This is a genomic window from Kerstersia gyiorum, from assembly GCF_004216755.1.
GTDB lineage: Bacteria > Pseudomonadota > Gammaproteobacteria > Burkholderiales > Burkholderiaceae_B > Kerstersia > Kerstersia gyiorum.
In genome coordinates this window covers 233680-259349 of sequence record NZ_SGWZ01000003.1, presented here as the reverse complement: position 1 = coordinate 259349, position 25670 = coordinate 233680, and the positions used below count along the sequence as shown (strand labels likewise).

General features: G+C 63.5%; 25 protein-coding genes and 2 pseudogenes. 23 read left to right on the top strand and 4 right to left on the bottom strand.

Annotation, left to right across the window (positions count from 1 at the left end; genetic code table 11):
- Positions 1 to 49: 49 nt before the first annotated feature.
- Positions 50 to 442, bottom strand: coding sequence for a flagellar protein FlaG (locus tag EV679_RS11060; protein WP_130487233.1), 393 nt, complete (start codon positions 440 to 442; stop codon positions 50 to 52).
- Positions 443 to 1058: 616 nt separating this feature from the next.
- On the opposite strand from EV679_RS11060, the gene flhD reads away from it, so the two are divergent.
- The 16 genes and pseudogenes from flhD to flhF all read left to right on the top strand — a co-directional run bounded on the left by flhD (position 1059) and on the right by flhF (position 18102).
- The gene (gene flhD, locus EV679_RS11055; protein ID WP_068371880.1) at positions 1059 to 1379 is read left to right on the top strand and encodes a flagellar transcriptional regulator FlhD; all 321 of its coding nucleotides are present in this window, start codon (positions 1059 to 1061) and stop codon (positions 1377 to 1379) included.
- An 89-nt stretch (positions 1380 to 1468) separates the two neighbouring features.
- A complete protein-coding gene (gene flhC / locus EV679_RS11050; RefSeq protein WP_130487340.1) occupies positions 1469 to 2026 on the top strand; it encodes a flagellar transcriptional regulator FlhC in 558 nt (185 codons plus the stop codon).
- A gap of 150 nt (positions 2027 to 2176) precedes the next feature.
- Positions 2177 to 3055 carry a flagellar motor stator protein MotA gene (motA, locus tag EV679_RS11045; protein WP_130487232.1) on the top strand — a complete coding sequence of 293 codons (879 nt, stop codon included), beginning with the start codon at positions 2177 to 2179 and terminating at the stop codon, positions 3053 to 3055.
- A 14-nt stretch (positions 3056 to 3069) separates the two neighbouring features.
- Positions 3070 to 4035 (top strand): flagellar motor protein MotB, encoded by a 966-nt coding sequence (motB, locus tag EV679_RS11040; RefSeq protein WP_130487231.1) that lies wholly within the window; start codon positions 3070 to 3072, stop codon positions 4033 to 4035.
- A gap of 34 nt (positions 4036 to 4069) precedes the next feature.
- Positions 4070 to 6262 (top strand): chemotaxis protein CheA, encoded by a 2193-nt coding sequence (gene cheA / locus EV679_RS11035; RefSeq protein WP_130487230.1) that lies wholly within the window; start codon positions 4070 to 4072, stop codon positions 6260 to 6262.
- A gap of 38 nt (positions 6263 to 6300) precedes the next feature.
- Positions 6301 to 6807, top strand: a complete 507-nt coding sequence (locus tag EV679_RS11030) for a chemotaxis protein CheW (protein WP_068371893.1) — start codon at positions 6301 to 6303, stop codon at positions 6805 to 6807.
- Positions 6808 to 6853: 46 nt separating this feature from the next.
- Positions 6854 to 7333: pseudogene (locus tag EV679_RS18090) on the top strand (Tar ligand binding domain-containing protein); the annotation flags it as partial.
- A 6-nt stretch (positions 7334 to 7339) separates the two neighbouring features.
- Positions 7340 to 8155: pseudogene (locus EV679_RS11025) on the top strand (methyl-accepting chemotaxis protein); the annotation flags it as partial.
- A 47-nt stretch (positions 8156 to 8202) separates the two neighbouring features.
- On the top strand, positions 8203 to 9069 hold the full coding sequence (locus EV679_RS11020; RefSeq protein WP_130487228.1) for a CheR family methyltransferase: 867 nt from the start codon (positions 8203 to 8205) through the stop codon (positions 9067 to 9069).
- Entirely contained in the window at positions 9066 to 9758 is a 693-nt protein-coding gene (locus EV679_RS11015) for a hypothetical protein (RefSeq protein WP_068371902.1), read from the top strand. Before EV679_RS11020 ends, EV679_RS11015 begins: the two co-directional genes overlap by 4 nt.
- Complete coding sequence (locus EV679_RS11010) at positions 9755 to 10921, top strand: protein-glutamate methylesterase/protein-glutamine glutaminase (protein ID WP_068371905.1); 1167 nt, start codon at positions 9755 to 9757, stop codon at positions 10919 to 10921. Before EV679_RS11015 ends, EV679_RS11010 begins: the two co-directional genes overlap by 4 nt.
- A gap of 55 nt (positions 10922 to 10976) precedes the next feature.
- Positions 10977 to 11363 carry a chemotaxis response regulator CheY gene (gene cheY / locus EV679_RS11005; protein WP_068371907.1) on the top strand — a complete coding sequence of 129 codons (387 nt, stop codon included), beginning with the start codon at positions 10977 to 10979 and terminating at the stop codon, positions 11361 to 11363.
- 19 nt (positions 11364 to 11382) lie between these two features.
- Positions 11383 to 12018 carry a protein phosphatase CheZ gene (gene cheZ, locus EV679_RS11000; protein ID WP_130487227.1) on the top strand — a complete coding sequence of 212 codons (636 nt, stop codon included), beginning with the start codon at positions 11383 to 11385 and terminating at the stop codon, positions 12016 to 12018.
- A gap of 62 nt (positions 12019 to 12080) precedes the next feature.
- Positions 12081 to 13232: a flagellar biosynthesis protein FlhB gene (flhB, locus tag EV679_RS10995; protein ID WP_068371913.1), complete on the top strand. Its 1152-nt coding sequence runs from the start codon at positions 12081 to 12083 to the stop codon at positions 13230 to 13232.
- Complete coding sequence (gene flhA / locus EV679_RS10990; protein ID WP_068371917.1) at positions 13229 to 15337, top strand: flagellar biosynthesis protein FlhA; 2109 nt, start codon at positions 13229 to 13231, stop codon at positions 15335 to 15337. The genes flhB and flhA overlap by 4 nt, the downstream gene beginning before the upstream one ends.
- Complete coding sequence (flhF, locus tag EV679_RS10985; protein ID WP_130487226.1) at positions 15334 to 18102, top strand: flagellar biosynthesis GTPase FlhF; 2769 nt, start codon at positions 15334 to 15336, stop codon at positions 18100 to 18102. Before flhA ends, flhF begins: the two co-directional genes overlap by 4 nt.
- A 72-nt stretch (positions 18103 to 18174) precedes the next feature.
- Here flhF and EV679_RS10980 read toward each other — a convergent pair whose 3' ends face one another.
- From EV679_RS10980 to flgA, 3 genes are all read right to left on the bottom strand, one after another.
- Positions 18175 to 18678, bottom strand: a complete 504-nt coding sequence (locus EV679_RS10980) for a flagella synthesis protein FlgN (protein WP_165390036.1) — start codon at positions 18676 to 18678, stop codon at positions 18175 to 18177.
- Between the two features lie 97 nt (positions 18679 to 18775).
- Positions 18776 to 19105 carry a flagellar biosynthesis anti-sigma factor FlgM gene (flgM, locus tag EV679_RS10975; protein ID WP_165390035.1) on the bottom strand — a complete coding sequence of 110 codons (330 nt, stop codon included), beginning with the start codon at positions 19103 to 19105 and terminating at the stop codon, positions 18776 to 18778.
- A gap of 155 nt (positions 19106 to 19260) precedes the next feature.
- Positions 19261 to 20007, bottom strand: coding sequence for a flagellar basal body P-ring formation chaperone FlgA (gene flgA / locus EV679_RS10970; RefSeq protein ID WP_130487223.1), 747 nt, complete (start codon positions 20005 to 20007; stop codon positions 19261 to 19263).
- A gap of 372 nt (positions 20008 to 20379) precedes the next feature.
- On the opposite strand from flgA, the gene flgB reads away from it, so the two are divergent.
- The 7 genes from flgB to EV679_RS10935 all read left to right on the top strand — a co-directional run bounded on the left by flgB (position 20380) and on the right by EV679_RS10935 (position 25606).
- A complete protein-coding gene (flgB, locus tag EV679_RS10965; RefSeq protein ID WP_068372106.1) occupies positions 20380 to 20781 on the top strand; it encodes a flagellar basal body rod protein FlgB in 402 nt (133 codons plus the stop codon).
- A 17-nt stretch (positions 20782 to 20798) separates the two neighbouring features.
- Complete coding sequence (gene flgC / locus EV679_RS10960; RefSeq protein ID WP_068371930.1) at positions 20799 to 21218, top strand: flagellar basal body rod protein FlgC; 420 nt, start codon at positions 20799 to 20801, stop codon at positions 21216 to 21218.
- Positions 21219 to 21261: 43 nt separating this feature from the next.
- On the top strand, positions 21262 to 21969 hold the full coding sequence (locus EV679_RS10955) for a flagellar hook capping FlgD N-terminal domain-containing protein (RefSeq protein WP_130487222.1): 708 nt from the start codon (positions 21262 to 21264) through the stop codon (positions 21967 to 21969).
- A gap of 62 nt (positions 21970 to 22031) precedes the next feature.
- A complete protein-coding gene (gene flgE / locus EV679_RS10950) occupies positions 22032 to 23246 on the top strand; it encodes a flagellar hook protein FlgE (RefSeq protein WP_068371937.1) in 1215 nt (404 codons plus the stop codon).
- 12 nt (positions 23247 to 23258) lie between these two features.
- A complete protein-coding gene (locus EV679_RS10945; RefSeq protein ID WP_130487221.1) occupies positions 23259 to 24017 on the top strand; it encodes a flagellar basal body rod protein FlgF in 759 nt (252 codons plus the stop codon).
- Between the two features lie 84 nt (positions 24018 to 24101).
- Positions 24102 to 24887, top strand: coding sequence for a flagellar basal-body rod protein FlgG (flgG, locus tag EV679_RS10940; RefSeq protein WP_068371945.1), 786 nt, complete (start codon positions 24102 to 24104; stop codon positions 24885 to 24887).
- A gap of 2 nt (positions 24888 to 24889) precedes the next feature.
- Positions 24890 to 25606, top strand: a complete 717-nt coding sequence (locus EV679_RS10935) for a flagellar basal body L-ring protein FlgH (RefSeq protein WP_083969642.1) — start codon at positions 24890 to 24892, stop codon at positions 25604 to 25606.
- The last annotated feature ends 64 nt before the right edge of the window (positions 25607 to 25670 follow it).

Genomic DNA, 25670 nt, shown 5'->3' with positions numbered 1-25670 from the left:
ATTCCTTGATGCGTTGGTGTGCCTGCGCTGTCTGCAGGTACTCCCGGGGTCAGGCCTGCGCCGCAATCGTAGCGGCGGCGCCAGTCTGGTTGTTGAGCAGCCTGGCAGCGTGCAGGACGGCTTCGCTGGGGATGGTCTTGATGACTTCGCCGCTATCGCTGTCGATGATGCGGATGACGATGCGTTGGGCTTCCTTGTCGGCGACGAAGTTCAGCCTGGTGGCCCAGGCCTGCATGCTCTGGTTGAGCTTGGCCAGTGCTTCTTCCAGCACGGGCGAGGATGGTGTTTCGTCTTGCGCGGTGACGGCCGGCTGGGTTTGCGGGTCTGTTGCGGTGCGGCCGCTCGCGGCGGTCTTTTCCAGGCCTCGAGGAGCAGGAACGGCAGTGGATACCGCTGCCGGTATCGGTGCAATGAGCAGCGTAGAAGAAGAAACGGCAGCCATCTAGATTCCTGAAAGATTGCATGTCGGGCAATGGACAAGGCAGCAAGAAACAATCTCGAACTCGTAACAGCGTCTTGCTACCAGCCTATCAGGCTGATTAACGGCAGAAGCACCGGAAACTTTAGGGTCACACGCTATTTATGTAGAAAATCAAAATATAAAAATAATCTAATAATAAGAAAAATCACTTTATTTTCACGATGTTATTTTTATATTTTACGAATTATTTACGCAAAAAATATGTTTTGCTTATTTAGTTCATAGCGCAATATTCAAACATCTTTGACTAATGGGATTGGTATTTCATTTAGGAAATTTGACACAGATCATTGTATTTAATTAACGATATTTAAACTTTTGACATGTTTGTAAAAAACGTTTAAAAAGTGGAATAGTCCTATATTTGTTTCGTTTTGTATCGTTTTAAACACTGGTAATGAAGCCCCTTCCGGTCGCGGAGATCGGCGGATGCAGTCTTGCAGTCGATGTCGGCGCCGATGCCCGCAGGAAGGACTTGTTTCATGTGTATCCCGTTCAGTCTCTTTGGCGTTACGGGATGGCCGGGCACTTTTTTTTCACCCCTATGATGTCTGTCTCTCTGCTGATGAAGCCTGCTATGCAGCAACAAAACCTGCTTGATGATATGAGGGAGCTGAACCTTTCCTATCTGATGCTGGCGCAGCGAATGCTGCGGGAGGACTACCCGGTGGGCCTGTTCCGTCTGGGTCTGTCTGCTGATGTCGCCGATGCCCTGTTGAAGCTTTCGCCGCCGCAACTGCTGCGCCTGAGCAATCTGAACATGGCGCTGGGCCGCTTGCGGCTGGATAGCCCGGAAGTCGTGGCGGCGTTGAGCGGCAAGGATGTGATGGGCGGGGCGCTGCAGCGAGCGCGCATGGCCATCATGATGGCGGGCCAGCCGGTCGAGCGTATCGCGTGAGTGCGGTGCTGTCTTCCGGCATCCTGGAGTTGAAGCAAATGGCAGTGCAACGAGGCAAGGCGAAAAGCAGTGCCAAGGGCAGTGTCCGCATGGATGACGCAAAGAGCGTGGTGCGGGAAGCCCGGGAAATCGAATTGGCTGCGGCAATGATTCGCCTGGGCGCCCGGCTGCAGGTGCTGCTGACGGAGACCGGCCTGAGTCGTGAGCGCCTGTCGCGCCTGTACCGGGAAATCCGCCAGGAGTCGCCGCCCAAGGGTATGTTGCCGTTCTCGGTGGACTGGCATATGACTTGGTTGCCGAATATCCACTCGTCGGTTTTCTACAACATCTATCAGTTCATGGCGGGTGACGCAGGGCTGCGTGGTCCGTTGGTGCTGGTAGAGGCCTACCGGGGCTACCAGGACCTGATGGGTGAAGAAGGTACGCCGGAACAGGGGCTGGTGCTGAGCTTCACCCGGGCCTGGATGATGGTGCGTTTTTTCGAGGCGGACATGCTGCAGATGTGTCGCTGCAATAGTTGTGGCGGCCAGTTCGTCCACCATGCGCACGAACCTGCCGAAGCCTTTGTCTGCGGCCTGTGCCGCCTGCCGCCGCGGGCCGGCAAGCGGCTTTCTGCGACGCGAGGCGCCAAGCGCCGTCAGGCCTAGCGCCGCGGCAGGGACGGCAGTCTAGCCGTCCCGCTCTCTCAAAGCGGCAAGGAATGCCGCAAAAATCGTTCTGACTCACGCTTCCTCCGGATGCTTTCCGGTTGAAGATTAGGCTTTCTTGCGGCTTTTTCGAGCTAAGGGCTTTTTATTGTGCTCATCGTCATTGGCTTTGTTGTTGTCTTGGCATCGGTTTTGGGTGGTTATGCTGCCATGGGAGGCCATTGGGGAGCGCTGTACCAGCCGTTCGAACTGGTGGTGATCGGTGGCGCCGGCCTGGGAGCGTTCATTGCGGCCAATACCGGCAAGACGCTCAAGCTGTCGGTCCAGGCGTTGGTCGGCCTCATGAAGCCGTCGCCCTACAACAAGGCAGTCTACATGCAGCTGATTGCTTTCCTGTATGTCCTGCTGGCCAAGGTGCGTCGCGATGGCTGGATGGCTATCGAATCGCATATCGAAGACCCTGCCAACAGCGAACTGTTCGCCCAGTATCCGTTGGTGCAGAAGGACGCACGCCTGCAGGAGTTCCTGCTGGATTACCTGCGGCTGATGATCAGCGGCAATACCAGTGCCTTCGAGATCGAAGCCCTGATGGATGAGGAAATCGAGACCTATAGCCATGAACGCAGCCTGCCATCCACTGCCTTGCACAATCTGGCGGACGGCCTGCCGGCGTTCGGGATCGTGGCCGCCGTACTGGGCGTGATCAAGGCGCTGGCTGCCATCGACCAGCCGCCGGCTGTGCTGGGCGACCTGATTTCCAAGGCCATGGTCGGGACGTTCCTGGGCATTCTGCTGGCCTACGGTTTCGTGTCGCCGCTGGCGGCTGCCGTCGATCGCCGCAATGAAGAGGCCGTGAAGATCCTCGAGTGCGTGAAGGTCACGCTGATGGCCAGCCTGCACGGCTACCCGCCGCAGATGGCAGTGGAGTTCGGCCGCAAGGTGTTGTTTGCGGATATCCGTCCCAGTTTTGCAGAGCTGGAAGAGCATGTCCGCCAGGCCAAGGGAACGCCGGCCGACAAGGCAGCCTGAGCACAGGGGACAGCATGGATCTGCAGCGCCCTGTCATTCGTATCAAATCCAGAAAGCGCCACGGCAAGGCTCATCATGGCGGCAGCTGGAAGATCGCCTATGCCGATTTCATGACGGCAATGATGGCACTGTTCCTGGTGCTGTGGCTGCTGGGCATTCTGCCGGAAAAAAGCCGTGCCGGGTTGGCCGAATATTTCCGCATGCCGCTGCGCACGGCCGTTGAAAACGGCTCGGTGCTGCCTGCGCATCCGGTGTCGCCGATACGTGGCGGCGGCCGGCAGATCAATGAAACCCAGGCGGGTCTGCAGCAGGCGCCGGCGTCCGCGATCGCGGTCCTGAGCGAAAGCGAAAAACGCGACCTGCGCCGGCTGGAAACCTTCCGTCATCGCCTCAACGATTTGATCGAACAGAACCGCAAACTGCGTGAATTCAAGCCGCAGCTGCGTATCGACATGACGGCCGAGGGTCTGCGGCTGCAGATCGTCGATAGTGAAAACCGGCCGATGTTTGCCTCTGGCAGCGCGGAAGTCCTGCCCCACATGCGCGAGATCCTGCGTGAATTGGCGCCTGTCTTCAACGAACTGCCGAACCGCATCAGCCTGTCCGGGCATACCGATGCGCGGCCTTTCAGCGGTGGCGAACGCGGCTACAGCAATTGGGAACTCTCCACGGAGCGGGCCAATGCATCGCGTCGCGAGTTGGTGGCAGGCGGGATGCAGGAAGACAAGATCATGCGGGTGCTGGGCATGAGCGCCAGCATGCCGCTGGTGCGCGAGGACCCCTATGCCGATATGAATCGCCGTATCAGCCTGGTCCTGCTGAACGCGACGACGCAGCGGCGCCTGGAGGCAGAGAACGCGAGTGCAGGGCTGGCTGCCGACGGCGGTGTCCCGCTGGATGCGGCTCACCCCGAACAGGCCTTGCGTGATATCGAGGATGTGGTGCAGGCAGAGTCACAGGGTCCCGGGCAGCGGAACTGATGGCCGGGCGAATGTTTGAAAAAGAGGCAGCGTAATGAGCGGAATAGATCTGACGCAGTTTTACCAGGCTTTCTTCGACGAAGCGGACGACCTGCTGGCCAATATGGAGAGCCTGCTGCTGGAGCTGGATGTGGCCCAGCCCGACAGCGAGCAACTCAATGCCATCTTCCGTGCGGCGCACTCGATCAAGGGGGGCGCGGCGACGTTCGGCTGCTTCGAAAAACTGGCGCAGACCACGCACCTGATGGAAAACCTGCTCGATGCCGTCCGGCAGGGACAACTGCCCCTGCGAGCCGACATGATCGACGTTTTCCTGCAGGCCAAGGATGTCCTGAAGCATCAGTTGGACGATTACCGCAATAATGCGGAGCCCGACGAGGCGGAATTCCTGGCCATGGGCGAGCGCTTGCGCGCCTTGCGCCAGCAGGGTGCGGCATCGCCCGCGCCGGTGCCTGCCGCTGCGGTGGTCGCGCCTGCGGTAGCTGTGCCTGTGGGAGGGGCGGCCGTGAAAGCGCTGCCCGAAGCCGCCGTCCCTGCGTTGCCGTCTGAAATACCCGCGGGGGAGGCGGTACTGCGTGTGGCCTTCAGCCGTGTTTCGGACAAAGATGCCCAAACCCTGCTCGAAGAACTCGGGAACCTGGGGCAGGTGCTGTCGCATGAAGCGTCGCCAGGCAGCCTGGTGGCCATGGTGCAGACCAGTTGCGCGGCAGCGGATATCGAGGCGGTCAGCTGCTTCATCGTCAATGCCGACCAGATAGACATTCAGGCGCAGTCCGGCCCAGCCGAGCCGGTGGAGTCTGCGGCAGCGGTTGTTGAAACCACAGCTTCCGCCAATACCACTGCCGGTGCGGCATCACCGGCGACTGCCCAGGCGCATGAAGCCGGGCTGGCAGGGGAACCGCAGGCAGCGACGGCGGCACCAGCCGGCAACGATGCAGCCGCCCGGGTGCCGGGCGCCACGGCTGCCACTGCCGAACCTGCACGCCGTTCGCCGGCACGCGGCAACGCTGGCCACGATAAGGAATCCGGCTCGCTGCGGGTAGACGTAGGCAAGGTGGATCAGGTTATTAACCTGGTGGGTGAGCTGGTCATTACTCAGGCCATGCTGACGCAGACCGCCTCGACGCTGGACCCGGTCGAGCATGACGGCTTGCTTGGCGGGCTGGGCCAGTTGGAGCGCAATGTGCGCGAACTGCAGGAAGCCATCATGTCCATGCGGATGATTCCCATGGAGTATGTGTTCAGCCGTTTTCCGCGTGTGATTCGAGATCTGTCGGCATCCACGGGCAAGAAGATCAAGCTTGAAACCATAGGCAAGGCCACCGAGCTGGACAAGAGCCTGATCGAACGCATCATCGACCCGCTGACTCACCTGGTGCGCAACAGCCTGGACCACGGCATTGAAATGCCCGAGGAGCGGCTTGCCGCAGGCAAAAGCCCGGAGGGTTGCCTGACGCTGGCGGCGCAGCACCAGGGCGGCAATATCGTCATCGAGGTACGCGACGACGGCCGGGGCCTGGACCGCGCCAAGATTCTGGCCAAGGCGCATAAGTCCGGGCTGCTGATTGCCGACAACGCGCCGGACGAAGATGTCTGGCAACTGATCTTTGCCCCCGGGTTCTCGACGGCGGAGCAGGTGACGGCCATCTCGGGGCGTGGCGTGGGGATGGATGTCGTCCGGCGCAATATCCAGGCCATGGGTGGCCATGTGCAGCTGCTGTCGCAGCGTGGCAAGGGCACGACCACCCGCATCGTCCTGCCGCTGACGCTGGCGATTCTGGATGGCATGTCGGTGCAGGTCGGCAATGAAATTTTCATTCTGCCGCTCAACAACGTTATGGAATCCATCCAACCGCGGACAGAACAGCTGCGCTCGCTGACAGGCGAAGAGCGCCTGCTGAAAGTGCGGGACGACTACCTGCCGCTGGTGGAAATGAGCAAGGTTTTCGCGATCGAGGGCGCGCAGGCCGACCCGTCGCAGGCCATTGCCGTGGTGTTGCAGGCGCAGGGGCGTTGCTATGCGTTGCTGGTGGACCACCTGATCGGACAGCATCAGGTGGTAGTGAAGAACCTGGAAACCAATTACCGCAAAGTGCCGGGAATCGCGGCAGCCACCATTCTGGGCGATGGGCGCGTGGCGCTGATCGTCGACGTCTTCGCGCTGGCCGGCTTCAATCGCGAGCCGTGGTCCCGGCCGGCGCTGGCTTCCAGCGCCGACGCCAGCTGAAGCCTTGCACAGAAGTCGTAGCCAACTGAGGGAAGCAAATGAATATCGGATCGAATGTGGACACGGAAGCGGCCGACCAGGCGGCAGGCGCGCGGGAATTCCTGATCTTCGCGCTGGGCGAAGAGGAATATGGCATAGACATCCTCAAGGTGCAGGAAATCCGCGGCTATGACGCGAGCAGCGTGACGCGCATCGCCAATGTTCCCGCCTTTATCAAGGGTGTGATGAACCTGCGCGGGGTCATTGTGCCCATCGTGGACCTGCGTGTGCGCTTCAACCTGGCAGCGGCGGATTTCAACGATCAGACGGTGGCCATCATCCTGAATCTCGGCGGTCGTGTGGTCGGGGTCGTGGTTGATGGCGTCTCCGATGTGCTGACGCTGGGCGCGGAGCAGATTCGCCCCGCGCCTGAGTTCAGTGCAGTGCTTTCGACGGAGTACCTGACCGGCCTGGGCACGCTCGACGAGCGCATGCTGATCCTGGTGGATATCGAACGTTTGATGAGCAGCGAGGACATGGCGCTGATCGACCGGGCTGCCGGCTGAGCCGGCGCGTCATACACCAACGGGCTTGGGCCAAGGAGTCACTGGCATGCGTGCGTTTATCCGGAATCTATCCCTGCGGACCAGCATCGTGGCGGTCCTGGGCCTGTTTTGCCTGATGCTGCTGGTCGGCGCAGGCATGGGGCTGTTGCCCTTGAGTTCCCTGACGCAGACGCTCGACGAGAATGCCGTGCGCACCGTACAGGTGGTCCGGACACTGGGAGAGGCTGCCGATGGCGGACTGGCGCAGGCGTCTTTGCTGCAGGAACTGGCACAGCAGGCGCGCGCGGACGCGGATGCGGCCAAGCGCTACCTGAATTGGGTGGTGGCGGGGGTGGCGCTGGGAAGCCTGGCGGCCATCCTGCTGACGGTGCTGACTTATGTTTACCTGAACCGGCAGGTACTGAGCCCGGTGCGCCAGGCGGTGCGCCGCATAGAAGCCAGTGCCCGCGGCGACCTGACTGCAGCGATCGTGGTGGACGCAGGTAATGAGGTGGGCCAGTTGCATGGCGCGCTGGCGCAGATGCAGATGGGCCTGACCGACATCGTCCGGCAAGTGCGTGCGGGAGTGGATGCCATCCACCTGGGGGCGGGGGAAATTGCGCTGGGCAATGCCGATCTGAGCCAGCGTACCGAACAGCAGGCCAGCAGCCTGGAAAAAACGGCCGCCAGCATGCGCGAGCTTTCGCTGCAGGTGCAGTCGAATGCCAACAATGCCAGGCGCGCCACCCAGATGGTGGCCAACAGCATGGCGGCGGCCCAGCGTGGCGGTGTCGCCATGGAGGCGGTGGTGGAAACCATGCGGCATATTTCCGCCAGCGCTCACCAGATTACCGAGATCGTCAGCGTCATCGACGGCATCGCCTTCCGGACCAACATCCTCGCGCTCAATGCCGCCGTTGAGGCGGCACGGGCCAGTGAGGCCGGCCGGGGGTTTGCGGTAGTCGCCGGTGAAGTGCGGTCATTGGCGCAGCGCAGCGCCGAGGCCGCGCGCGAGATACGCGGCCTGATCGCGGCCTCGGTGCGCAGCGTGGAAGAGGGTAACGGCCAGGTCGACCAGGCCCGCGTGACCATGCGGGAAATCGAGGCGTCGGTCGGGGAAGTGACCGACATGATGCAGGACATCGACGCGGCTTCACAGGAGCAGACCAGCGGTATCGGCCAGGTCAACCACGCGTTGGCGCTGCTGGACGAACACACCGAGCAGAACGCCGCGCTGGTTGAGCAGGCGGCGGCTGCCGCGGCGTCCCTGGAGGACCAGGCAGCACGCCTGGCGCATTCGGTGGCGGTATTCAAGTTGCGTGGCGACGCCATGGTTGCCAAGGCGCCGGGCGGGACGGCCACGGCTTAGGCGTACGCGGCCCGGTGGCGGGCAGGCGGAACAGGATCAGGGGATTTATGTCCATTCGTACTGGCGGAGACGCTGCAAGGCGGACCGCGCAGGAATTCGAGATGTCGGAGCGGGATTTCGACCGCATCCGCGCAATGATTTACGAACAGGCCGGCATCACGCTGGGCGAGCAGAAGCGCGAGATGGTGTACGGCCGTGTCGTGCGGCGCCTGCGCGCGCTTGGATGCGCCGATTTTCGCGAGTACCTGGATGCCCTGGCTGGCGATCCCGCCAGCCAGGAGTGGGCGGCCTTCATCAATTCGCTGACGACCAATCTCACGGCCTTCTTTCGCGAGCCGCACCATTTCCCCATCCTGGCCGAGTTTGCCCGGCAACGGCGCGACGAGCCTCTGGATGTCTGGTGCTGTGCCGCCTCGACCGGCGAAGAGGCATATTCGATCGCCATTGTCCTGGCCGAGGCGCAGGGGCCAGAGCATCAACGCCCCCGTATCCTGGCGACGGACATAGATACCGAGGTGATAGAGCAGGCCATGACCGGGGTCTATAAAATCCAGCGCCTTGCCGGGCTGGACGCCGAGCGCCAGAAACGTTTTTTCCAGCGTGGACGCGGCGTCAACGCCGGGCTGGCGCGGGTCAAGCCGGAACTGGCGAAAGAAGTGGAGTTTGCCGTGCTTAACCTGGTCGCGCCCGACTGGAGCGCCTTGCAGGGCCGTCTCTTCGATGTTGTTTTCTGCCGCAACGTCATGATTTATTTCGACAAGGCGACGCAGGCCAAAGTATTGCAGCGGCTGGCGTCGGTGATGAAGCCGGGCGGCTTGCTGTTCGCGGGACACTCGGAGAATTTCGGCAATATCACCCGGGATTTTGTGTTGCGCGGCAAGACGGTCTATGAATGCGCGCGAGGCCAGGTATGAGCCATGCCCAGGCCGGACGGGAAGCGGATGTGCAGCAGGAGTGGTCGGTCAGTATCCACGCCGGCGTGCGGGCGTCTATCCGTTATTTCGACCAGGGCGAGCAATGCCAGGCGGTCAAGGTGCTGCCCAACGAGTATTACGTTGCTGCGCCTGGTGATGGCCTGTTGTTGACCACGGTGCTGGGGTCTTGCGTCGCGGCCTGCGTGCGTGACGGCGCCAATGGCGTGGGTGGCATGAATCATTTCATCCTGCCTGGCGTTGCCCCGACCGAGTCGGGCCGGGCACCGGCGGGCAGCATGCGTTATGGCCAGCACGCCATGGACACGCTGATTGAAGCCTTGATCCGGGCCGGTGCGCAGCGCCAACGGCTGGAGGCCAAGGTATTCGGCGGCGGCGCGGTGCTGGCAGGCGTGACACGGATGGCGGTTGGTGCCAGTAACGCGAAGTTCGTGCGGGCCTATCTGGAACGTGCCGGTATTCCGGTCATTGCCCATGATCTGGGCGGTACACAGGCCCGCAGGGTGAACTTCTTTCCCGCCAGCGGCCTGACTCGGGTACGGCGGTTTGGCGGCCAGCAAGCGGACGCCGCGGAAAGAGAAGCCCTGGCCTGGGCGGCGAGGGTTCGTGCCCTGGAACACGAACCCGATGAGCGCCTTTACTTGGGCAATAGCAAGCAGGAAAAGCAATGAACAAGAAAATACGCGTTCTGTGCGTCGATGATTCGGCCTTGGTGCGCGGCCTGATGACCGAGATCATCAATAGCCATGACGATATGGAAGTGGTGGCGGTCGCCCCTGATCCCTATGTGGCGCGGGAGCTGATCAAGCAACATCGGCCGGACGTGCTGACGCTGGACGTGGAAATGCCGCGCATGGACGGTCTGGATTTCCTGGAGAAGCTGATGCGGCTGCGGCCCATGCCGGTGCTGATGGTGTCTTCGCTGACCGAGCGCGGTGGCGAGGTGACCCTGCGGGCGCTGGAGCTGGGCGCGGTGGATTTTGTGACCAAGCCCCGGCTGGGGATACGCGACGGCCTGCGTGAATACAGCGATCTCATCGCGGAGAAAATCCGTGTCGCTGCAAGCGCCAGGATCAGCCGTAGGCCGCGCCTGGCTGCTACCGTGTCCGCAGCCGTCAGCGCTGGCGCAGCCGCTACAGCGGCCACAGCCACAACCGCTGTCGCCGCCGCCGTGGCACCTGCGACGGCGGCCGGCTGCGAGGAAGCGGCAATCCGCCGGCCGGCATTGCGTACCCCGTTTACCGGCACGGAAAAAATCGTCGTCATTGGCGCATCCACGGGCGGCACCGAGGCCATCCGGCAGGTGCTGGAGCACCTGCCGCCTGACATGCCCGGCATCTTGATCACCCAGCATATGCCGGCGGGCTTTACCCGTTCCTTCGCGCAGCGCCTAGACAGCCTGTGCGCGCTGAGCGTCAGCGAAGCCAGGGATGGCGAACGGGTATTGCCGGGCCACGTTTACCTGGCGCCGGGCGGCGACTGCCACCTGCGCCTGGCGCGCAGCGGCGCAAATTACGTGGTGGAACTCGACGACGGCGTGCCGGTCAACCGGCATCGCCCGTCGGTGGATGTGCTGTTTCATTCCGCCGCCGCCGTGGCGGGCAGGAATGCGATCGGTGTCATCCTGACCGGCATGGGCAAGGATGGTGCGGCGGGCCTGCTTGCGATGCGGCGAGCGGGGGCACAGACGCTGGCCCAGGACGAAAACAGCTGCGTGGTCTATGGCATGCCGCGTGAGGCCGTGCAGGTGGGAGCGGTGGAAAGTGTTGTGCCGCTGGCCCAGATCGGCGCGGCGATACAGGAAAAACTCGGTGCCAGGGTCAGCCGCATTTGAGCGGGGCCGGTACCGGGCAATGATTTATCAATTGATTGGATAGAGGTTTCGGTTCATGGACAAAAGTCTGAGAATTCTGGTGGTCGACGATTTTCCGACCATGCGCCGCATTGTGCGCAATCTGCTCAAGGAGTTGGGCTTCGAGAACGTCGAAGAGGCCGAAGATGGTGCCATGGCCATGGACATGCTGAAGAAAGGCAATTTCCGCTTCGTGATTTCCGACTGGAATATGCCCAATATGGATGGCCTGACGCTGCTCAAGACCATCCGTGCGGACGAGGCCATGAAGAGCCTGCCGGTGCTGATGGTCACGGCCGAGGCGAAGAAGGAAAACATCATTGCGGCCGCCCAGGCCGGTGCCAGCGGCTATGTGGTCAAGCCCTTCACGGCAGCCACCCTGGAAGAAAAACTGAACAAGATCTTCGAAAAAATGGCGCAGTGAGCGCCATGGAGCCTATCTGATGGACGCACGAGACAGTCAGGACCAGCCTGCAGCTACGGGCAAGGAAGACCTGTTCATCCGCGTGGCGCGCCTGACCCGCCTGTTGCAGAACAGTATGCGGGAGCTGGGCCTGGACCAGAAGGTCCGCGATGCGGCAGAGGTGATACCGGATGCGCGCGACCGACTGCGCTATGTCGCCAACCTGACGGAACAGGCCGCCACGCGGGTGCTGGGCGCCATCGAGCAGGCCCAGCCGCTGCAAGGCGAAATCGACCAGGGCGCGCAGGCGCTGCTGGCCCGCTGGCAGGCGGGCAGCCGCGCCGGTGGCGAGGCTGACGCGGATCTGCCGGCCGATACCTGCGTCTATCTGCAGACAGCCGCCCGCAATGCCGAGGCCACGCACGGGCATTTATTGGACATCATGATGGCCCAGGATTTCCAGGATCTGACCGGGCAGGTCATCATGAAGCTGACCGATCTGATCGGTACCCTGGAAAAAGAGCTGCTGCAGGTGCTGTTGGATCACGTGCCCCAGGAAAAGCGCGACGAAGCCGAAGGCCTGCTCAACGGACCGCAGGTCCGTGTCGAAGGCCGGACGGATATCGTCTCCAGCCAGGATCAGGTTGATGACCTCTTGTCGGAACTGGGCTTGTGATCGTTTGTTGCAAGCCGTCGCAGCAGCCTTGGCTGGCCCGGCCGTGCGCGTGAGGGGCTGGCGTGGCTGACGACAGCGATCTCGAAAAAACCGAAGCGGCCTCGCCCCGGCGGCTTGAACAGGCCAGGGAAGAGGGGCAGGTGGCTCGTTCGCGCGAGCTGTCCACCTTCCTGATCCTGGCCGGAGGCATGGCGGGGCTTTGGCTGAGTGCTACGCTGCTGTACGAGAAAATCGGCGGCATGCTGCGCCAGAGCCTGGGCTTCAGCCGTACGGTGGCCATGGACACAACCCAGATGCTGGCGCAAAGCGCCGCGTCATCCTGGGAAGTGCTGCAAGGCCTGCTGCCCTTGTTTGCCGTGCTGCTGGTGGCGGCGCTGGCGGGCTCCGTGCTGCTGGGCGGCCTGTTGCTGTCATCGAAAAGCCTGGCGCCCAAACTGGAACGGCTCAATGCGCTCAAGGGCGTCAAGCGCATGTTTTCCATGCAGGCGCTCATCGAACTGGTCAAGGCGTTTGCCAAGTCCCTGCTGGTGGGGGGCGTGGCAGCCTGGGCGATCTGGACGCGGCGCGACACGATCCTGGCGCTGCTCAATGCGCCGACGGCGGCAGCCCTGGCAGAAGCGCTGGGCACGGTGGCGCGGATTTGCACCACCATCATTGCCGCCTTGCTGTTCATCGTGTTGCTGGACGTACCCTGGCAGATCTTCAGCCATTTGAAAAAGCTCAGGATGTCACGCCAGGACGTGCGGCAGGAGCACAAGGAGAGCGAGGGCGACCCGCACGTCAAGGGGCGGCTGCGCCAGCAACAGCGCAATATGGCGCGTCGGCGCATGATGGCCAACGTACCTCAGGCGGATGTCGTGGTGACCAACCCCACGCACTATGCCGTGGCCTTGCGCTACGAGGAAGGCCGGGGTGGCGCGCCCAAGGTGGTGGCCAAGGGCAGCGGCCTGGTTGCGGCCCGGATACGCGCCCTGGCGCAGGAACATGGTGTGCCTTTGCTGCAGGCGCCGCCGCTGGCGCGGGCCTTGCATCATCACGTAGAACTGGAGCAGGAAATTCCTGTGGAATTGTATGCCGTCGTGGCCGAGGTGCTGGCCTGGGTATTCCGGCTGCGTGCCTGGAAGGAGTCCGGACTGGGCCTTGAACCGGCTGCGCCGGACGGCCTGGCCGTGCCCGCTGGCCTGGACCCCGATGGCAAGGAGAGTGCCGCATGAATGCCGGCCTGTTGAATCATCTGCGGCGCCTGAACGGAGGCAACCCACGGTTGCTGGTCGGGCCCATCCTCATCATGTTTGTGCTGGGCATGCTGGTGTTGCCACTGCCGCCACTGCTGCTGGACTTGCTGTTTACCTTCAATATTGCATTGGCAATCATCATCATGCTGGTGGTGATGTTCACGGAGAAGCCGCTGGATTTCGCGGCGTTTCCCGCCGTGCTGCTATTCGCCACGCTGTTCCGGCTGTCACTCAACGTGGCCTCGACGCGCGTGGTATTGCTGCATGGTCATACCGGGCAGGATGCCGCTGGCAAGGTCATCGAAGCCTTTGGCCAATTCCTGGTCGGCGGCAATTTCGCCGTCGGGCTGGTCGTGTTCATCATCCTGGTCATCATCAACTTCATGGTGATCACCAAGGGCGCCGGGCGCATTGCCGAGGTCGGGGCGCGTTTCACGCTGGATGCCATGCCAGGCAAGCAGATGGCGATCGACGCCGACTTGAATGCCGGCCTGATTGGCGAGGAAGAGGCGCGCCGTCGCCGTGGCGCCGTGGCGCAGGAAGCGGAGTTCTATGGCGCCATGGATGGCGCCAGCAAGTTTGTCCGTGGCGATGCGGTGGCCGGCCTGCTGATCATGGTCATCAGTATCGTCGGCGGCCTGATCGTCGGGGTTGCCCAGCACGATATGTCATTTGGCGACGCCGGCCGGGTCTACACCTTGCTGACGGTGGGCGACGGCCTGGTGTCACAGATTCCTGCGCTGGTCATTTCCACGGCCTCAGGCGTGGTGGTGTCGCGGGTGGTGACGGGCGAGGATATCGGCCAGCAGGTAACCAGCCAGCTGTTCGCCAATCCCAATGTGATGTTTCTCGCGGCTGGCGTACTGACGCTCATCGGGCTGATTCCGAACATGCCGCACCTGGTTTTCCTGTCGCTGGCTGCCGTCATGGGCGCCAGCGGCTGGGCGCAGATGCAGCGCCAATCGCGTGCCGCCCAGCAGGAACAGGCGGCGCGCGCGCCAGCAGCGGCTGCCGCGCAGGAGGCTGATATGGAGGCCAGTTGGGATGACGTCTCCTTGGTCGACCCGCTGGGGCTGGAAGTCGGATATCGCCTGATCCCGTTGGTCGATCACGTGCAGGGCGGGGAATTGCTGTTGCGCATCCGCAGCCTGCGCAAGAAGTTCGCTCAGGAGGTCGGCTTCCTGCCGCCGGTGGTGCATATCCGTGACAACCTGGAACTGCAGCCGGGAGAGTACCGTATCCTGCTTTCCGGCGTGGAGATCGGCCGTGGCTCGGCGATGCCGGACCGCTGGCTGGCCATAGACCCCGGTGGGCTGGACAGTGCAGCCATCGAAGGCATTCCGACCACCGACCCGGCGTTCGGGCTGCCGGCGTTCTGGATAGACCTGGCACAGCGCGAACGGGCGCAGGCGGCAGGCTATACCGTGGTCGATCCTGGCACCGTGATCGCCACGCATATCAACCACTTGCTGCATCGCCATGGTGCGGCCTTGCTGGGCAGCCAGGAAGTGCAGGAACTGCTGGATCGCATCAACCGCGAAGCGCCCAAGCTGGCGGGCGACCTGGTGCCCAAGGTCGTGTCGCTGAACCTGCTGCGCCAGGTATTGCAAGGCTTGCTGGAAGAAGAAGTGCCCATACGCGATATGCGGACCATCCTGGATACGCTGGCCGAGTGGGTGCCGCGGTTGGCGGCGCAACCTGGCGGCGCGGACGCTGGCACCTTGCTGGCCCACGTGCGCCAGGCGCTGGGGCGGATGCTGGTGCAGCAATGGTTTGGCAACACCACGGACCTGCGCGTGATTGGCCTGGAAAGCCGGCTGGAGCGTGTGTTGACCCAGGCGCTTTCCACCAGCGGCGCGCTGGAGCCAGGGTTGGCAGATACCTTGCTGCGTGAAGCGCAGCAAGCCGTGGTGCGGCAAGAGGATAACGGCGACGCGCCGGTCCTGCTGGTGTCGTCGGCCTTGCGGGCCAGCCTGTCGCGCTTCCTGCGCAGCCATATTCCCCAGATCGTGGTTCTGGCCAACAATGAAATTCCTGGTGACCATCGCGTACAGGTGACCAGTCTGATAGGTAATGCAGCATGAAAATCCTGAAGTTCGTCGGCGCCAGCAACCGTGAGGTGCTGGATCAGGTGCGTCAGTTGCTCGGGCCGGATGCACTGATCATCTCCAACCGCCGCCTGGAAGATGCTCAGATCGAAGTTATGGCGGCGGACCCACGCAGCATTTCGGCGGATTTCGATCCAGTCGCAGTTCCCAAGCCGTCGGTGACGGCCCAGACATCCGCCCAGACACAGGCCCAGGTGCAAACCCCGGCATCGGCGGCTCCCCTGACGGCCGCACCGGTGCCGGCTGCGCCCGATTTCGCCCAGCCGGAGGTACGCCGAGGCGCGGAGCGCAGTACGCAGCACCAGTCCGACAGCCCGCCCGGCGCAGACAGATTGCCACGCATACCGGTGCCGACGGCAGGACGGCCCGGCCATGACGGCCAGCCGTCGGAGGCCGCCAGCCAGCCGCAGAGGGACGCTGCCGCGACGCCGGGCAATGCGCCGGTTAGTGAACTGCTCGCGAATCTCCAGGGAGAGATGTCGCAACGCCTGGATGGCCTGATCTGGGGCAAGGCGTTGCAGGAATCCTCGGCCAAGGCAGGCCTGTTCCGGGAGCTGCTGGCGGCGGGCTTCAGCGCCACGCTGGCGCGCGAGCTGCTTGAGCAGGCGCCGGATGGCGAGGATGCGCATGCATTGCGCCTGAGGCTGCGCACCGCTCTCATCAGCCGCCTGGTCACCGTGCCTGCCGGGCAGGAATTGCTGGCCGGTGCTGGCATCTATGCGCTGGTCGGTCCTACGGGTGTGGGCAAAACCACTACCATCGCCAAACTCGCCGCCCGTTGCGTGGCCCTGCATGGGCGTGGCAGCCTGGCGCTGGTAACGGCAGACAGCTATCGCATCGCGGCGCAGGAGCAATTGCAGGCATTCGGGCGCATGATGGGCGTGCCGGTCTACCCTTTGCGCGCCGATGCCGATCTCAAGAGTCTGCTGGCCCGGTTGTCGGACAAGCGCATTGTCCTCGTGGATAACATGGGCCTGAGCCAGCGTGACCGCAAGGTAGCCAGCCAGCTTGCCTTGCTGCACCAGGAGGGCATGCGGGTGCGGCGCCTGCTGGTGCTCAATGCCGCAGGCCAGGGCGATACGCTGGAAGAAGTCGTGCAGGCCTATGCGGCAGGGGCGGCCATGGCAGGTTGCGTCATTACCAAGCTCGATGAGGCCTCGCGCAGCGGGACGGTGCTGGATGCCGCCATTCGTCATGGTCTGGCGGTGCATTATGTCGCTCACGGGCAGAAAGTGCCGGAAGACCTGTCCTTGCCTTCAGCCGAAAGCCTGGTGGATGGCGCCTTGCATCCGGCTGGCGGCAGCAGCGGCCTGTATGCGCCGGATGCGGCGGGCTTGGCGGCGTTGCTGCACCATGCCGATGTCCAGGCCAGGGAACGTACCGGACAAGGTGAAGCCGCGCTGGGCCAGTGGCTGCCCTGGCTGCTGCATAGTCAGCAGGCAGGAGAGGAAGGCAGTGCGGCAGCGGCGTTTGTTTCGGGTGCTGCCTGGATGCGTGCCGATCCGGCGAGCCGCCTGGCGTTCGATGCCTGGAAAACCTGGGTAGCGGCCGGCCAGGCAAGCGCGGGCAAGGCATGCCTGCCAGCGCATGCCCTGGCAAGCGCCTGGGCGCGGGCGGCAGGGGATGCCGTGGTTACGGCGTGTGACCGCGTGTTGCTGGCCGTGCACGGCCAGGCGGCGTTGGACCCCGAATTGCCGCGCACGATACTGGAAGGCGTGCTGCTGGCCAGCGACCGTGGCCATATGCTGGCCGCGCCTGCGCCAGTGCTGGCCGGACCATTCGGTCGCCTGGGCGTGCCACAAACGTCGGCAGGTGCGGCACAGGAAAACCGGCAGGCGGCGCTATCTCCCGCGGAATCCATGGCAAGCCGGGCGCAAGGCATGGCGTGGCTCGATGGCGAGCTGTCGCAGGCACGGGCCGTGCATATGCTGGACCCGTTCGATGGCGCGCCATGGACGCCGGGGCAAGCGCCGGCGCATGGCTTGCCGGCAGGCAGCTTCTGGATGGCGGCTTGCCCACCGGATGTCCGCCTGATAGCCGCCGGGGAGGAACAGCCGGTGATGGCCACAGCCTTGGCGGACAGCCTTGCCAGCCTGCCGCTGCCGCTTGCCATGAGCCCCGGTTGGGATGAGATGGCGGCCGGCTGGTGGGGCGCAGGCGTAGCGCTGGCGGGATTGGATAGGGAGGCTTCGGATAGGAGGTGCTTGGAAAGCGCCAGGGAAGCACCGCCGGCCGGCATGGCCGCGGGTAGCCTGTCAGGATTGCGCTTGCTGGTGCTGCGCCATGTCGATGGCGAGGCCGAAGGCCGGCCTGGCGTCCAGATGATGCTCAGTAACGTACCGGCCAGCCTGGCCGATAACGCCCGGCTGGCCGCCTGGTGGCTGTACGCGCAGCGCATGCGGCGGGCCTTCGGCCTGATGTCGCAGGCCTGGAAAGGGTTGGGCCGCGCCGTGAACATGGCCGTCGGAGACGAGGCATCCGCCGCTGGCCAGCAATCCCGGCTGACGGAAACCATGCGTATGCGGGCCTTGCTGGCAGGACAGATGGGTGCGCTGGGCTGGCAGGCCATTCATGCCGGGCATGCGGAGCCATTGCGACGGGCACTGAAAGCTGCTGCCGGCTGGGATCGAGAGGATTCGGCATGGCGGACCATGGATGCGCTCTGGCGGTTGTTTGCGTTGCAGGCCATGAACACGGGCCTAAGTGCAAGTCTGAGTGCAAGCCCCGGCCTTCAGGCCTAGGCCTAGCGAGGCATCATCCACACGACGCCGCAGGCGCCGGCCGGTCCGTGGGAGGCCTGTCGGTGGGACGGGTCAGCCGGCACGGTGGTAGCGGCCTGCACCTGAGGCCTTGCTTCTACCCCGGGCCGTGCGGCCCTGGGCATCATAAAGCTCGGTCTGCTGGTTAGTTTGGCGCATGGCCTGGATGGCCTGGTCTACATGCTTGAGATGTACGCCCAGGACGATGCCGTTGCGGCGATTCCGGTCATGAGCGGCCTGCGCAGCGTCTGCCAGCGGCAGCCAGGCGGCTTCCACCGCAGGAGTCAGTCTGAGCTGTTGCAGGCGGGCCGGCGCGTCCGCCATGTCGGGCAGGAGTTCGGCCGCCAGTTGCAGGCGTCGCTGTTCGCAGGCATGCAGTCGTTCGGCATAGGCCTGCTTTTGCTCCGCCATGGCGCGCACGGCTTCAGCATCGTGCGGCGCTGCCAGCAGCGCGGCTTCTTCATCCAGCAGGCGGCTGAACGCCTGGAAGTACTCGGTTTCCTGGGCCAATGCCAGGCAGAAGTCGGTACAGGCCTGGGCAGGGAGGGGAGCGGGCATGGCGGACATGGTGTAACGGGCTGTCGTGTGGGGGCTGGATTGCCTGGCCTGGGTGCGGCCATGGGGTTGCGCAGGGCGGAGGCTGCAGCCGTTGGTGTCAGGGCTTGAGCAGATCCTTGGCGCTGGCCAGCAGGCCATCGGCGATGCGGGCGGTATCCATCCGGTATTCGCCCTGGCGCAGGGCGAGGATGATGCGTTCGACCTTGGCAGTGTCTACGTCGCCAGTGGCGGCAGCGGGGGGTTCGGCTGGTGCGCGTGCAGCATCCAGGGAGGCGGCACTCAGGGAGGCCGCACTTGGGGAGATCGAAACCGCAGCAGAGGCGGCACCCGTTTTTTCCTGCCGGCCGGATGCGGCGGGCGTACGTTCGCGCGCGCTGTCTGCGGCGCTGGCAGGGGCATTGGAAAGCGGGTTGGTCGGAATGATCAAAGTGTTCTCCGGACGGGCATGACAGGCCGGGCTGCCGGCATGGGCGGTAGATTTCGAGGGCGTGCCCAGGTTAACGGCAGATGCCGGCAAAAATTTAGCCTGCTGCGCGTGGCATTTTTCAGCATTGGTTTTGGGCGCCGGTATACAGGCGCCATTCAGTACAGGATTTCCACGGTGCCGGCGTTGCGCACCCGGCCCGAGAGCAGCGCACCTGCCGGATTGCGTACCTGAATGGCCTGGCCAGGTGCGGCGTCTTCCATGGCCACGCCTTCAGTGCTGACGCTGAAGCCCTGGCCCTCGATCACCAGTTTGACGGTGCTGCCGCGCAGCACGGTTTCGGTATCGCGCAGTGCGCCGGCGCGTATGGGCTGGCCGGCAGCGATGCGTTGCCTGGCCTGCTGGCGGGCCAGTTGTTCCCATTGCGTGAGCACATCGGCGGGTTGTTGCAGCAGGTTGCCTTCTCTTTGCTGGACTTTGCTGCGGTCCAGGTTTTCGCCGTTTTTTATGGGCGCTGAAGCCACCAGGTAGCTGCCGTTCACGGCAATCTCTGCCTGGGCGTAGAGGCTCCAGTGTTGCGGCCCTTTGCAACGGAAGCCGATATTCATGCGCGGGCGCAGTCTGGCGCCGCCCGGCAGGAAAGCGCTGAGACCGTTGGTGCAGGGGCGGCGCTGTTCCAGGCGCGGCGCGGCAAGCGTCACGCTGAGCTGGCCCTCTAGCTGGCTGCTGTGGGTGGCGATGAGCTCGGTGGCCAGTTGCTGAAATTCGGCCTGGCTTTGCGCCTGGGCTGCCGGCAGGGGCACCAGGGCGAAAACGCTGGCCGCCAGCATGGCTGCGGCGCTGGCGGCAGGGCGGGCAGAGGGCGCGGACGGGCGCTCGCCTGAGCGGGTGAAGGAACGGAACATGGCCGTATTTTAAGGGGCCTGGGCGCTGGGCTGGTGTGCTGGTGCGGCGGCCTTAAAAACTGGCGGGCTCGGGCGTCGGGCGAGCTGCGGCCCGGGTGGCGGGCCGGTCCGGAAAAACCGGGATGATGGAAGGGGGAATAGGCAAATATTTACATTCTTTTTCCTGGCATTGTCTGTCCGTTTCCTTGCGTAACATCCTTGTCAGGATGGCGCGAGGGGCGCCCGTCCGTATCGGAAGCGGGTAGGCCGGTACGGGCCGCATGACTGCATGACCGGCTGCCGGGTTTGCGGGGCGTGTCACTCGTCCTGGGCTGGCAGGTTCCGGCCGATTGCAGTTTCAGTGTCAACGAGAACCAGGGCTCATATTCTTCCATGCTCGACCGTATCGACGACCATTTCAGTTTCCACCAGAAAGCCCTGGCCTTGCGGGCGCAGCGCCAGGAAGTGCTGGCGGCCAATATCGCCAATGCCGACACCCCTGGCTACCAGGCGCGCGACTTCGATTTCAGCCAGGCGCTCGCGGCTGCAGAGGCAGGCCAGCAAGGCGGCTTGCCGCTGGCCGTGACGGCTCCCGGCCATCTGCGTTCGGCCGCACCGGAATCCGGTGATGCCAGCCTGCTGTACCGGCAGCCGCTGCAACCCAGTCTGGATGGCAATACCGTGGACATGGATGTCGAGCGTGTTGATTTCGCCGATAACGCGATGCGCTATCAGGCCAGCCTGACAGTGCTGTCCAGCCGTATCAAGGGGTTGCTCGCAGCCATGCAGCAATAGGAACAGGAAAGGCAGTCATGTCACTGACGAATATTTTCGGGATTGCCGGTTCGGCGTTGACGGCACAGTCGCAGCGGATGAATGTGTCGGCCAGCAATATGGCCAATGCCGACAGCGTGGCCGGGCCGGATGGCCAACCCTACCGGGCGCGGCAGGTGATTTTCCAGGTTGCGCCGGTGCCGGGGCAGACCTACGGCAACGAGCAGATCGGTGGCGTCCAGGTGGCCGAGGTCGTACAGGACAGCGCCCCGTTGCGCATGGTCTATGACCCGGCCCATCCCATGGCGGATGCCCAGGGCTATGTCGCCATGCCCAATGTGGATGTCGTGGCCGAAACCGTCAATATGATCGCGGCCTCGCGCTCCTACCAGGCCAATGTCGAAGTGCTGAACACGGCCAAGAACCTGATGCAGCGCACGCTGACGCTGGGGCAGTAGCCCAGGTGCCGCTGGTGGCAGCTAACACGGACACGAGGAAAGAATGGGCACGATAGTAGATGGCAGCAACGCGGCCAGCGTGGACAGCCGCTCGCTGGCGGTTTCCACGGCGCAGGCCAGTACCGATAACCTGATGGCGGATACCCAGGATCGTTTTCTGACATTGCTGGTCACGCAGATGCAGAATCAGGATCCGCTCAACCCCATGGACAACGCTCAGGTCACCTCGCAGATCGCGCAGCTGTCCACGGTGGCTGGAGTGAACCAGCTGAACAGCACTTTGCTGGCGCTTTCGGGCCAGCTGGATGTCGGCCAGTCCATGCAGGCGGCGGCGCTGGTGGGCAAGGATGTTCTTGTGCCTGGCAGCAAAGTGCTGCTGGGCAGCGCGGACGGCGATGGCGGGGAAGTGCAGTCCACGCCGTTCGGCGTGGATATGCAGGCGCCGGCGGCCGGGGTGGTAGTCGAAGTGCTGGACAAGAACGGCACGCCGGTGCGGCGCATGGAACTGGGCGCTCAGGCAGTGGGCGTGGTGCCCTTGTCCTGGGATGGCAAGGACGATGCCGGCACCACCTTGCCGGAAGGCGCGTATTTCGTGCGCGTATCGGCCACGGCGGCGGATGGCAGCGCTGTCGCGGCCGAAACACTGAGCTACGGGCAGGTCAAGAGTGTGGTCTACACCACCGAAGGCCTGCGCCTGGATCTGGGCCTGGCCGGGCAGGTCAGCCTGTTCGATATTCGACAAATCATGTAATTGCGGACCAGCCCCGGCGCGCGCGGCATGGCGCGCCCGGTGGCGTTCTGGGAGTGTGAAAAATGGGTTTCAGTCAAGGTTTGAGCGGCCTGAACGCGGCATCTGCGGGCCTGGATGTGATCGGCAACAATATCGCCAACTCGGCGACTGTCGGTTTCAAGGCGGGCAGTGCGGTGTTTTCCGATGTATTCGCCAGTTCGCGCATCGGCATGGGGGTGCAGGTTTCCGGCATCAGCCAGCGTTTTTCCGCAGGCACCATCTCAAGCACGAACAATGAGCTGGATATGGCCATTGACGGCCAGAACGGTTTCTTCCGCCTGCAGGATACCGATGGTTCCATCCTGTATTCCCGCAACGGGCAGTTCTTCGAAAATGAGAACCACCAGATCGTCAATATCCAGGGCCACGTGTTGACCGGCTACCCTGCCGGCGCGGTGGGCGCCGACCCTGTGCCCCTGAGCATTCCGTCCAGCAACATTGCGCCTCAGGCGACCGATTCGCTGGCGGCGAACCTGAACCTGGATGCCAATGAACCTGTGATCGACCCGGCGCTCAAGCCCTTCGATCCAACCGACAGCAGCACGTTCAGCGATTCCACGCCGATGACGGTGTACGACTCGCTGGGCAACTCTCATGTGCTGACCCAGTATTTCATCAAGCGTTCCGGTTCGCAGGGCACGGCGAGCAATTGGGAAGTGCAGTATGCGCTCGACGGCAAGCATGTGCCAGGCAACGCGCAGGCGCTTACTTTCGACACCAGCGGTCGTATGACCAGCCCCATTGCCCAAGTATCCAAAGGTTTTGCGGACCCTGGCGGGGACGATTCGCCTGCAGCGGACCTGAATATTTCCTTCAACTATGGCGGTTCGTCGCAGTATGGCGGCAAATTCCGCTATGACATGCTGCAGAACGGCTACCAGTCTGGCGAGTATGTCCGCGTGTCGCTGGCTGCGGATGGCCGCTTGATGGCGCAGTATTCGAACGACAAGAGCCAGGAAATCGGCACGGTAGTGCTGGCGGACTTCAATAACTTGCAGGGCCTGCAGGCGGCCGGGGGCAATGCCTGGATGGAAACCGTGAGTTCCGGCCCGGCCGTGCTGGGCCAGCCGGGCAGCAATGGCCTGTCGCTGCTGGTGGGCCAGGCGGTGGAGGCGTCCAATGTGGACATGGGCCAGGAACTGGTCAACATGATCATCGCCCAGCGCACCTATCAGGCCAACGCCCAGACCATCAAGACCCAGGACGGCATCATGCAGACCCTGGTCACCATGCGCTAAGGGCTGCGGCGCATGGACAAGCTGCTTTATACCGCCATGGGCGGCGCCGCCAGGACGCTGGAACACCAGGCGGCGATCAGCAACAACATGGCGAATATCAATACGCCGGGTTTCCGCGAACAGCTGGCCGCCTACCGTTCTGTGCCGGTGGTCGGCCCTGGTGCGCCGACGCGGGTCTATACCGTGGCGTCCACGCCAGGGTCGGATTTCTCGCCAGGGCCGCTGCAGAGCACGGGCCGCGAACTGGATGTCGCGCTGGCCGGCGAAGGCTGGCTGGCTGTTCAGGCGCCAGACGGCGAAGCCTACCTGCGCACGGCTAGCTTGCAGGTCGGCAGTGACGGCGTGCTGCGCACCGAGCGTGGCCTGGCCGTGCTGTCGGCCGAAGGCGGGGTTTTCGATATACCCCAGAGCGCCTCCATCACGATTTCCTCCGATGGCAACGTGAACGCGCTGGGCGCGGGCGATGCGCCCAATGACGTCGCCGCGCTGGGGCAGCTCAAGCGCGTGAATCCTCCGTCTGGACAACTGCTGCGCGGTGATGATGGCCTGTTCAGGCTGGCAGATGGCCCCGATGGCCCGTCCGGGCCGGCGCTGGCGGACCCGGCGGTGGGTGTCGTGACCGGCACCCTGGAAAGCAGCAATGTGAGTGCCGCGCAGGCCATGGTCGGCATGATCAATAACGCGCGCCGCTTCGAAATGCAGATGAAGGTGATCCAGCACGCCGATGGCAACGCGCAGCGGGCCAATGAGTTGCTGGCAGTGTCGCAGTAATACCCAGTACGGGTCCGCGTGCCGTTGCCGGCGGCGGATCGTTATGCAGTCTATGCCTGACCATCAGGCGCAAGGAATGCCCGGATGATACGTTCACTATGGATAGCCAAGACCGGCCTGGAAACCCAGCAGACCGGCATGGATGTCATCGCCAACAACCTGGCCAACGTCAGTACCAATGGCTACAAGCGCCAGCGCGCGGTATTCGAGGACCTGATGTATCAGGTGGTGCGTCAGCCCGGCGCGCAGGTGGGCGACGCCAATCAGTTGCCCTCCGGCTTGCAGTTGGGTACCGGCGCACGCACCGTGGCCACGGCCAGGGTGCATACCGAAGGCAGCCTGAACAATACTGGCAACCCCTGGCACGTCGCGATCGAAGGACGCGGGTTCTTTGAAGTGGAACTGCCCGACGGTTCTCTGGCCTATACGCGTGATGGCGCCTTGCAGGTGGATCAGGATGGCCAACTGGTCACTGCCGGCGGCTACGTGCTGCAACCGCCCATTAACGTGCCCGATAATGCCCTGAGTCTGAGCATCAGCAAGGGCGGCGTGGTGTCGGTGACCCAGCCGGGGGCAGCGGGTATCAGCGTGCAGATCGGCCAGATCCAGCTGGCCACCTTCGTGAACCCGACCGGGCTGCAAAGCATAGGCCAGAATATGTACCTGGAAAGCAGCGCTTCCGGCCCGGCGAATGTCCTGCAGCCCGGCCTGGACGGCGCAGGTTCGCTGGCGCACGAATACCTGGAAACTTCGAACGTCAATGTGGCCGAGGAGCTGGTCAACATGATCACGACCCAGCGCGCCTATGAAATCAATAGCAAGGCCGTTTCCACGTCAGACCAGATGCTGGCGCGCCTGACGCAGCTCTGATGATGCACCGTCGGTTTTCGCTCCGCTCGTCCTGCCGGCCGCTGGCCCGCTTGTTGATGCTTGCGCCGCTGCTGGCGGCGGGGGGCTGCGCCCTGATACCGCCCGAGCCTATCGTGGTTGGTCCCGTCAGCGCGCCGCCGCCAGCGCCAGCCCAGCCGCTGGCTGTGCCCAATGGCGCGATCTACCAGCCGACGGCCTATGGCAGCTATCCGCTATTCGAGGACAGGCGGCCGCGCCAGGTGGGGGATATCGTCACCATTGTGCTCAACGAAAACACCAATGCGGCCAAAAGCGTGGCGACCAATACCAAGCGCAATGGGTCGGCCGGGCTGGGCATGAATACCATGCCCAGCGCCCTGCCGGGCGCGTTCGGGCCGCAGCAGAACATGGATGCCACCGGCAGCAACAATGCGTCGGGCACTGGTGACAGCAAGGCCAACAATACCTTTTCCGGCACCATTACCACCACTGTCATCGAAGTGCTGCCCAACGGCAACCTGCGCGTGGCGGGTGAAAAGCAGATTGCCATCAACCGGGGCAGCGAATACGTGCGTTTCTCCGGCACGGTGGACCCGCGCAGCATGACCGGCAACACGCATTCGGTGTCGTCCACCCAGGTGGCCGACGTACGCCTGGAGTACCGCAGCCAGGGAGTCATGGACGAAGTGCAGAGCATGGGCTGGCTGCAACGCTTTTTCCTGAACGTAATGCCATTTTGAAGACAGTGGGAGTCACGGTGCGTCGCGTTTTTCTGATTGTTTGTCAGGTCTTGCTGTGTCTGGG

What these genes read in the sequence shown, in the direction of transcription:
- flhA (WP_068371917.1), top strand. Translation starts at nt 13,229, where the DNA reads ATGAATGCCGGCCTGTTGAATCATCTGCGGCGCCTGAACGGAGGCAAC.
- flgA (WP_130487223.1), bottom strand. Translation starts at nt 20,007, where the DNA reads ATGTTCCGTTCCTTCACCCGCTCAGGCGAGCGCCCGTCCGCGCCCTCT.
- EV679_RS11010 (WP_068371905.1), top strand. Translation starts at nt 9,755, where the DNA reads ATGAACAAGAAAATACGCGTTCTGTGCGTCGATGATTCGGCCTTGGTG.
- flgG (WP_068371945.1), top strand. Translation starts at nt 24,102, where the DNA reads ATGATACGTTCACTATGGATAGCCAAGACCGGCCTGGAAACCCAGCAG.
- flhC (WP_130487340.1), top strand. Translation starts at nt 1,469, where the DNA reads ATGGATGACGCAAAGAGCGTGGTGCGGGAAGCCCGGGAAATCGAATTG.
- cheA (WP_130487230.1), top strand. Translation starts at nt 4,070, where the DNA reads ATGAGCGGAATAGATCTGACGCAGTTTTACCAGGCTTTCTTCGACGAA.
- cheZ (WP_130487227.1), top strand. Translation starts at nt 11,383, where the DNA reads ATGGACGCACGAGACAGTCAGGACCAGCCTGCAGCTACGGGCAAGGAA.
- EV679_RS11020 (WP_130487228.1), top strand. Translation starts at nt 8,203, where the DNA reads ATGTCCATTCGTACTGGCGGAGACGCTGCAAGGCGGACCGCGCAGGAA.
- flgE (WP_068371937.1), top strand. Translation starts at nt 22,032, where the DNA reads ATGGGTTTCAGTCAAGGTTTGAGCGGCCTGAACGCGGCATCTGCGGGC.
- flgB (WP_068372106.1), top strand. Translation starts at nt 20,380, where the DNA reads ATGCTCGACCGTATCGACGACCATTTCAGTTTCCACCAGAAAGCCCTG.
- EV679_RS11060 (WP_130487233.1), bottom strand. Translation starts at nt 442, where the DNA reads ATGGCTGCCGTTTCTTCTTCTACGCTGCTCATTGCACCGATACCGGCA.
- flhF (WP_130487226.1), top strand. Translation starts at nt 15,334, where the DNA reads ATGAAAATCCTGAAGTTCGTCGGCGCCAGCAACCGTGAGGTGCTGGAT.
- flhD (WP_068371880.1), top strand. Translation starts at nt 1,059, where the DNA reads ATGCAGCAACAAAACCTGCTTGATGATATGAGGGAGCTGAACCTTTCC.
- EV679_RS11015 (WP_068371902.1), top strand. Translation starts at nt 9,066, where the DNA reads ATGAGCCATGCCCAGGCCGGACGGGAAGCGGATGTGCAGCAGGAGTGG.
- EV679_RS10945 (WP_130487221.1), top strand. Translation starts at nt 23,259, where the DNA reads ATGGACAAGCTGCTTTATACCGCCATGGGCGGCGCCGCCAGGACGCTG.
- flgC (WP_068371930.1), top strand. Translation starts at nt 20,799, where the DNA reads ATGTCACTGACGAATATTTTCGGGATTGCCGGTTCGGCGTTGACGGCA.
- EV679_RS11030 (WP_068371893.1), top strand. Translation starts at nt 6,301, where the DNA reads ATGAATATCGGATCGAATGTGGACACGGAAGCGGCCGACCAGGCGGCA.
- EV679_RS10980 (WP_165390036.1), bottom strand. Translation starts at nt 18,678, where the DNA reads ATGCCCGCTCCCCTCCCTGCCCAGGCCTGTACCGACTTCTGCCTGGCA.
- EV679_RS10935 (WP_083969642.1), top strand. Translation starts at nt 24,890, where the DNA reads ATGCACCGTCGGTTTTCGCTCCGCTCGTCCTGCCGGCCGCTGGCCCGC.
- EV679_RS10955 (WP_130487222.1), top strand. Translation starts at nt 21,262, where the DNA reads ATGGGCACGATAGTAGATGGCAGCAACGCGGCCAGCGTGGACAGCCGC.
- motB (WP_130487231.1), top strand. Translation starts at nt 3,070, where the DNA reads ATGGATCTGCAGCGCCCTGTCATTCGTATCAAATCCAGAAAGCGCCAC.
- cheY (WP_068371907.1), top strand. Translation starts at nt 10,977, where the DNA reads ATGGACAAAAGTCTGAGAATTCTGGTGGTCGACGATTTTCCGACCATG.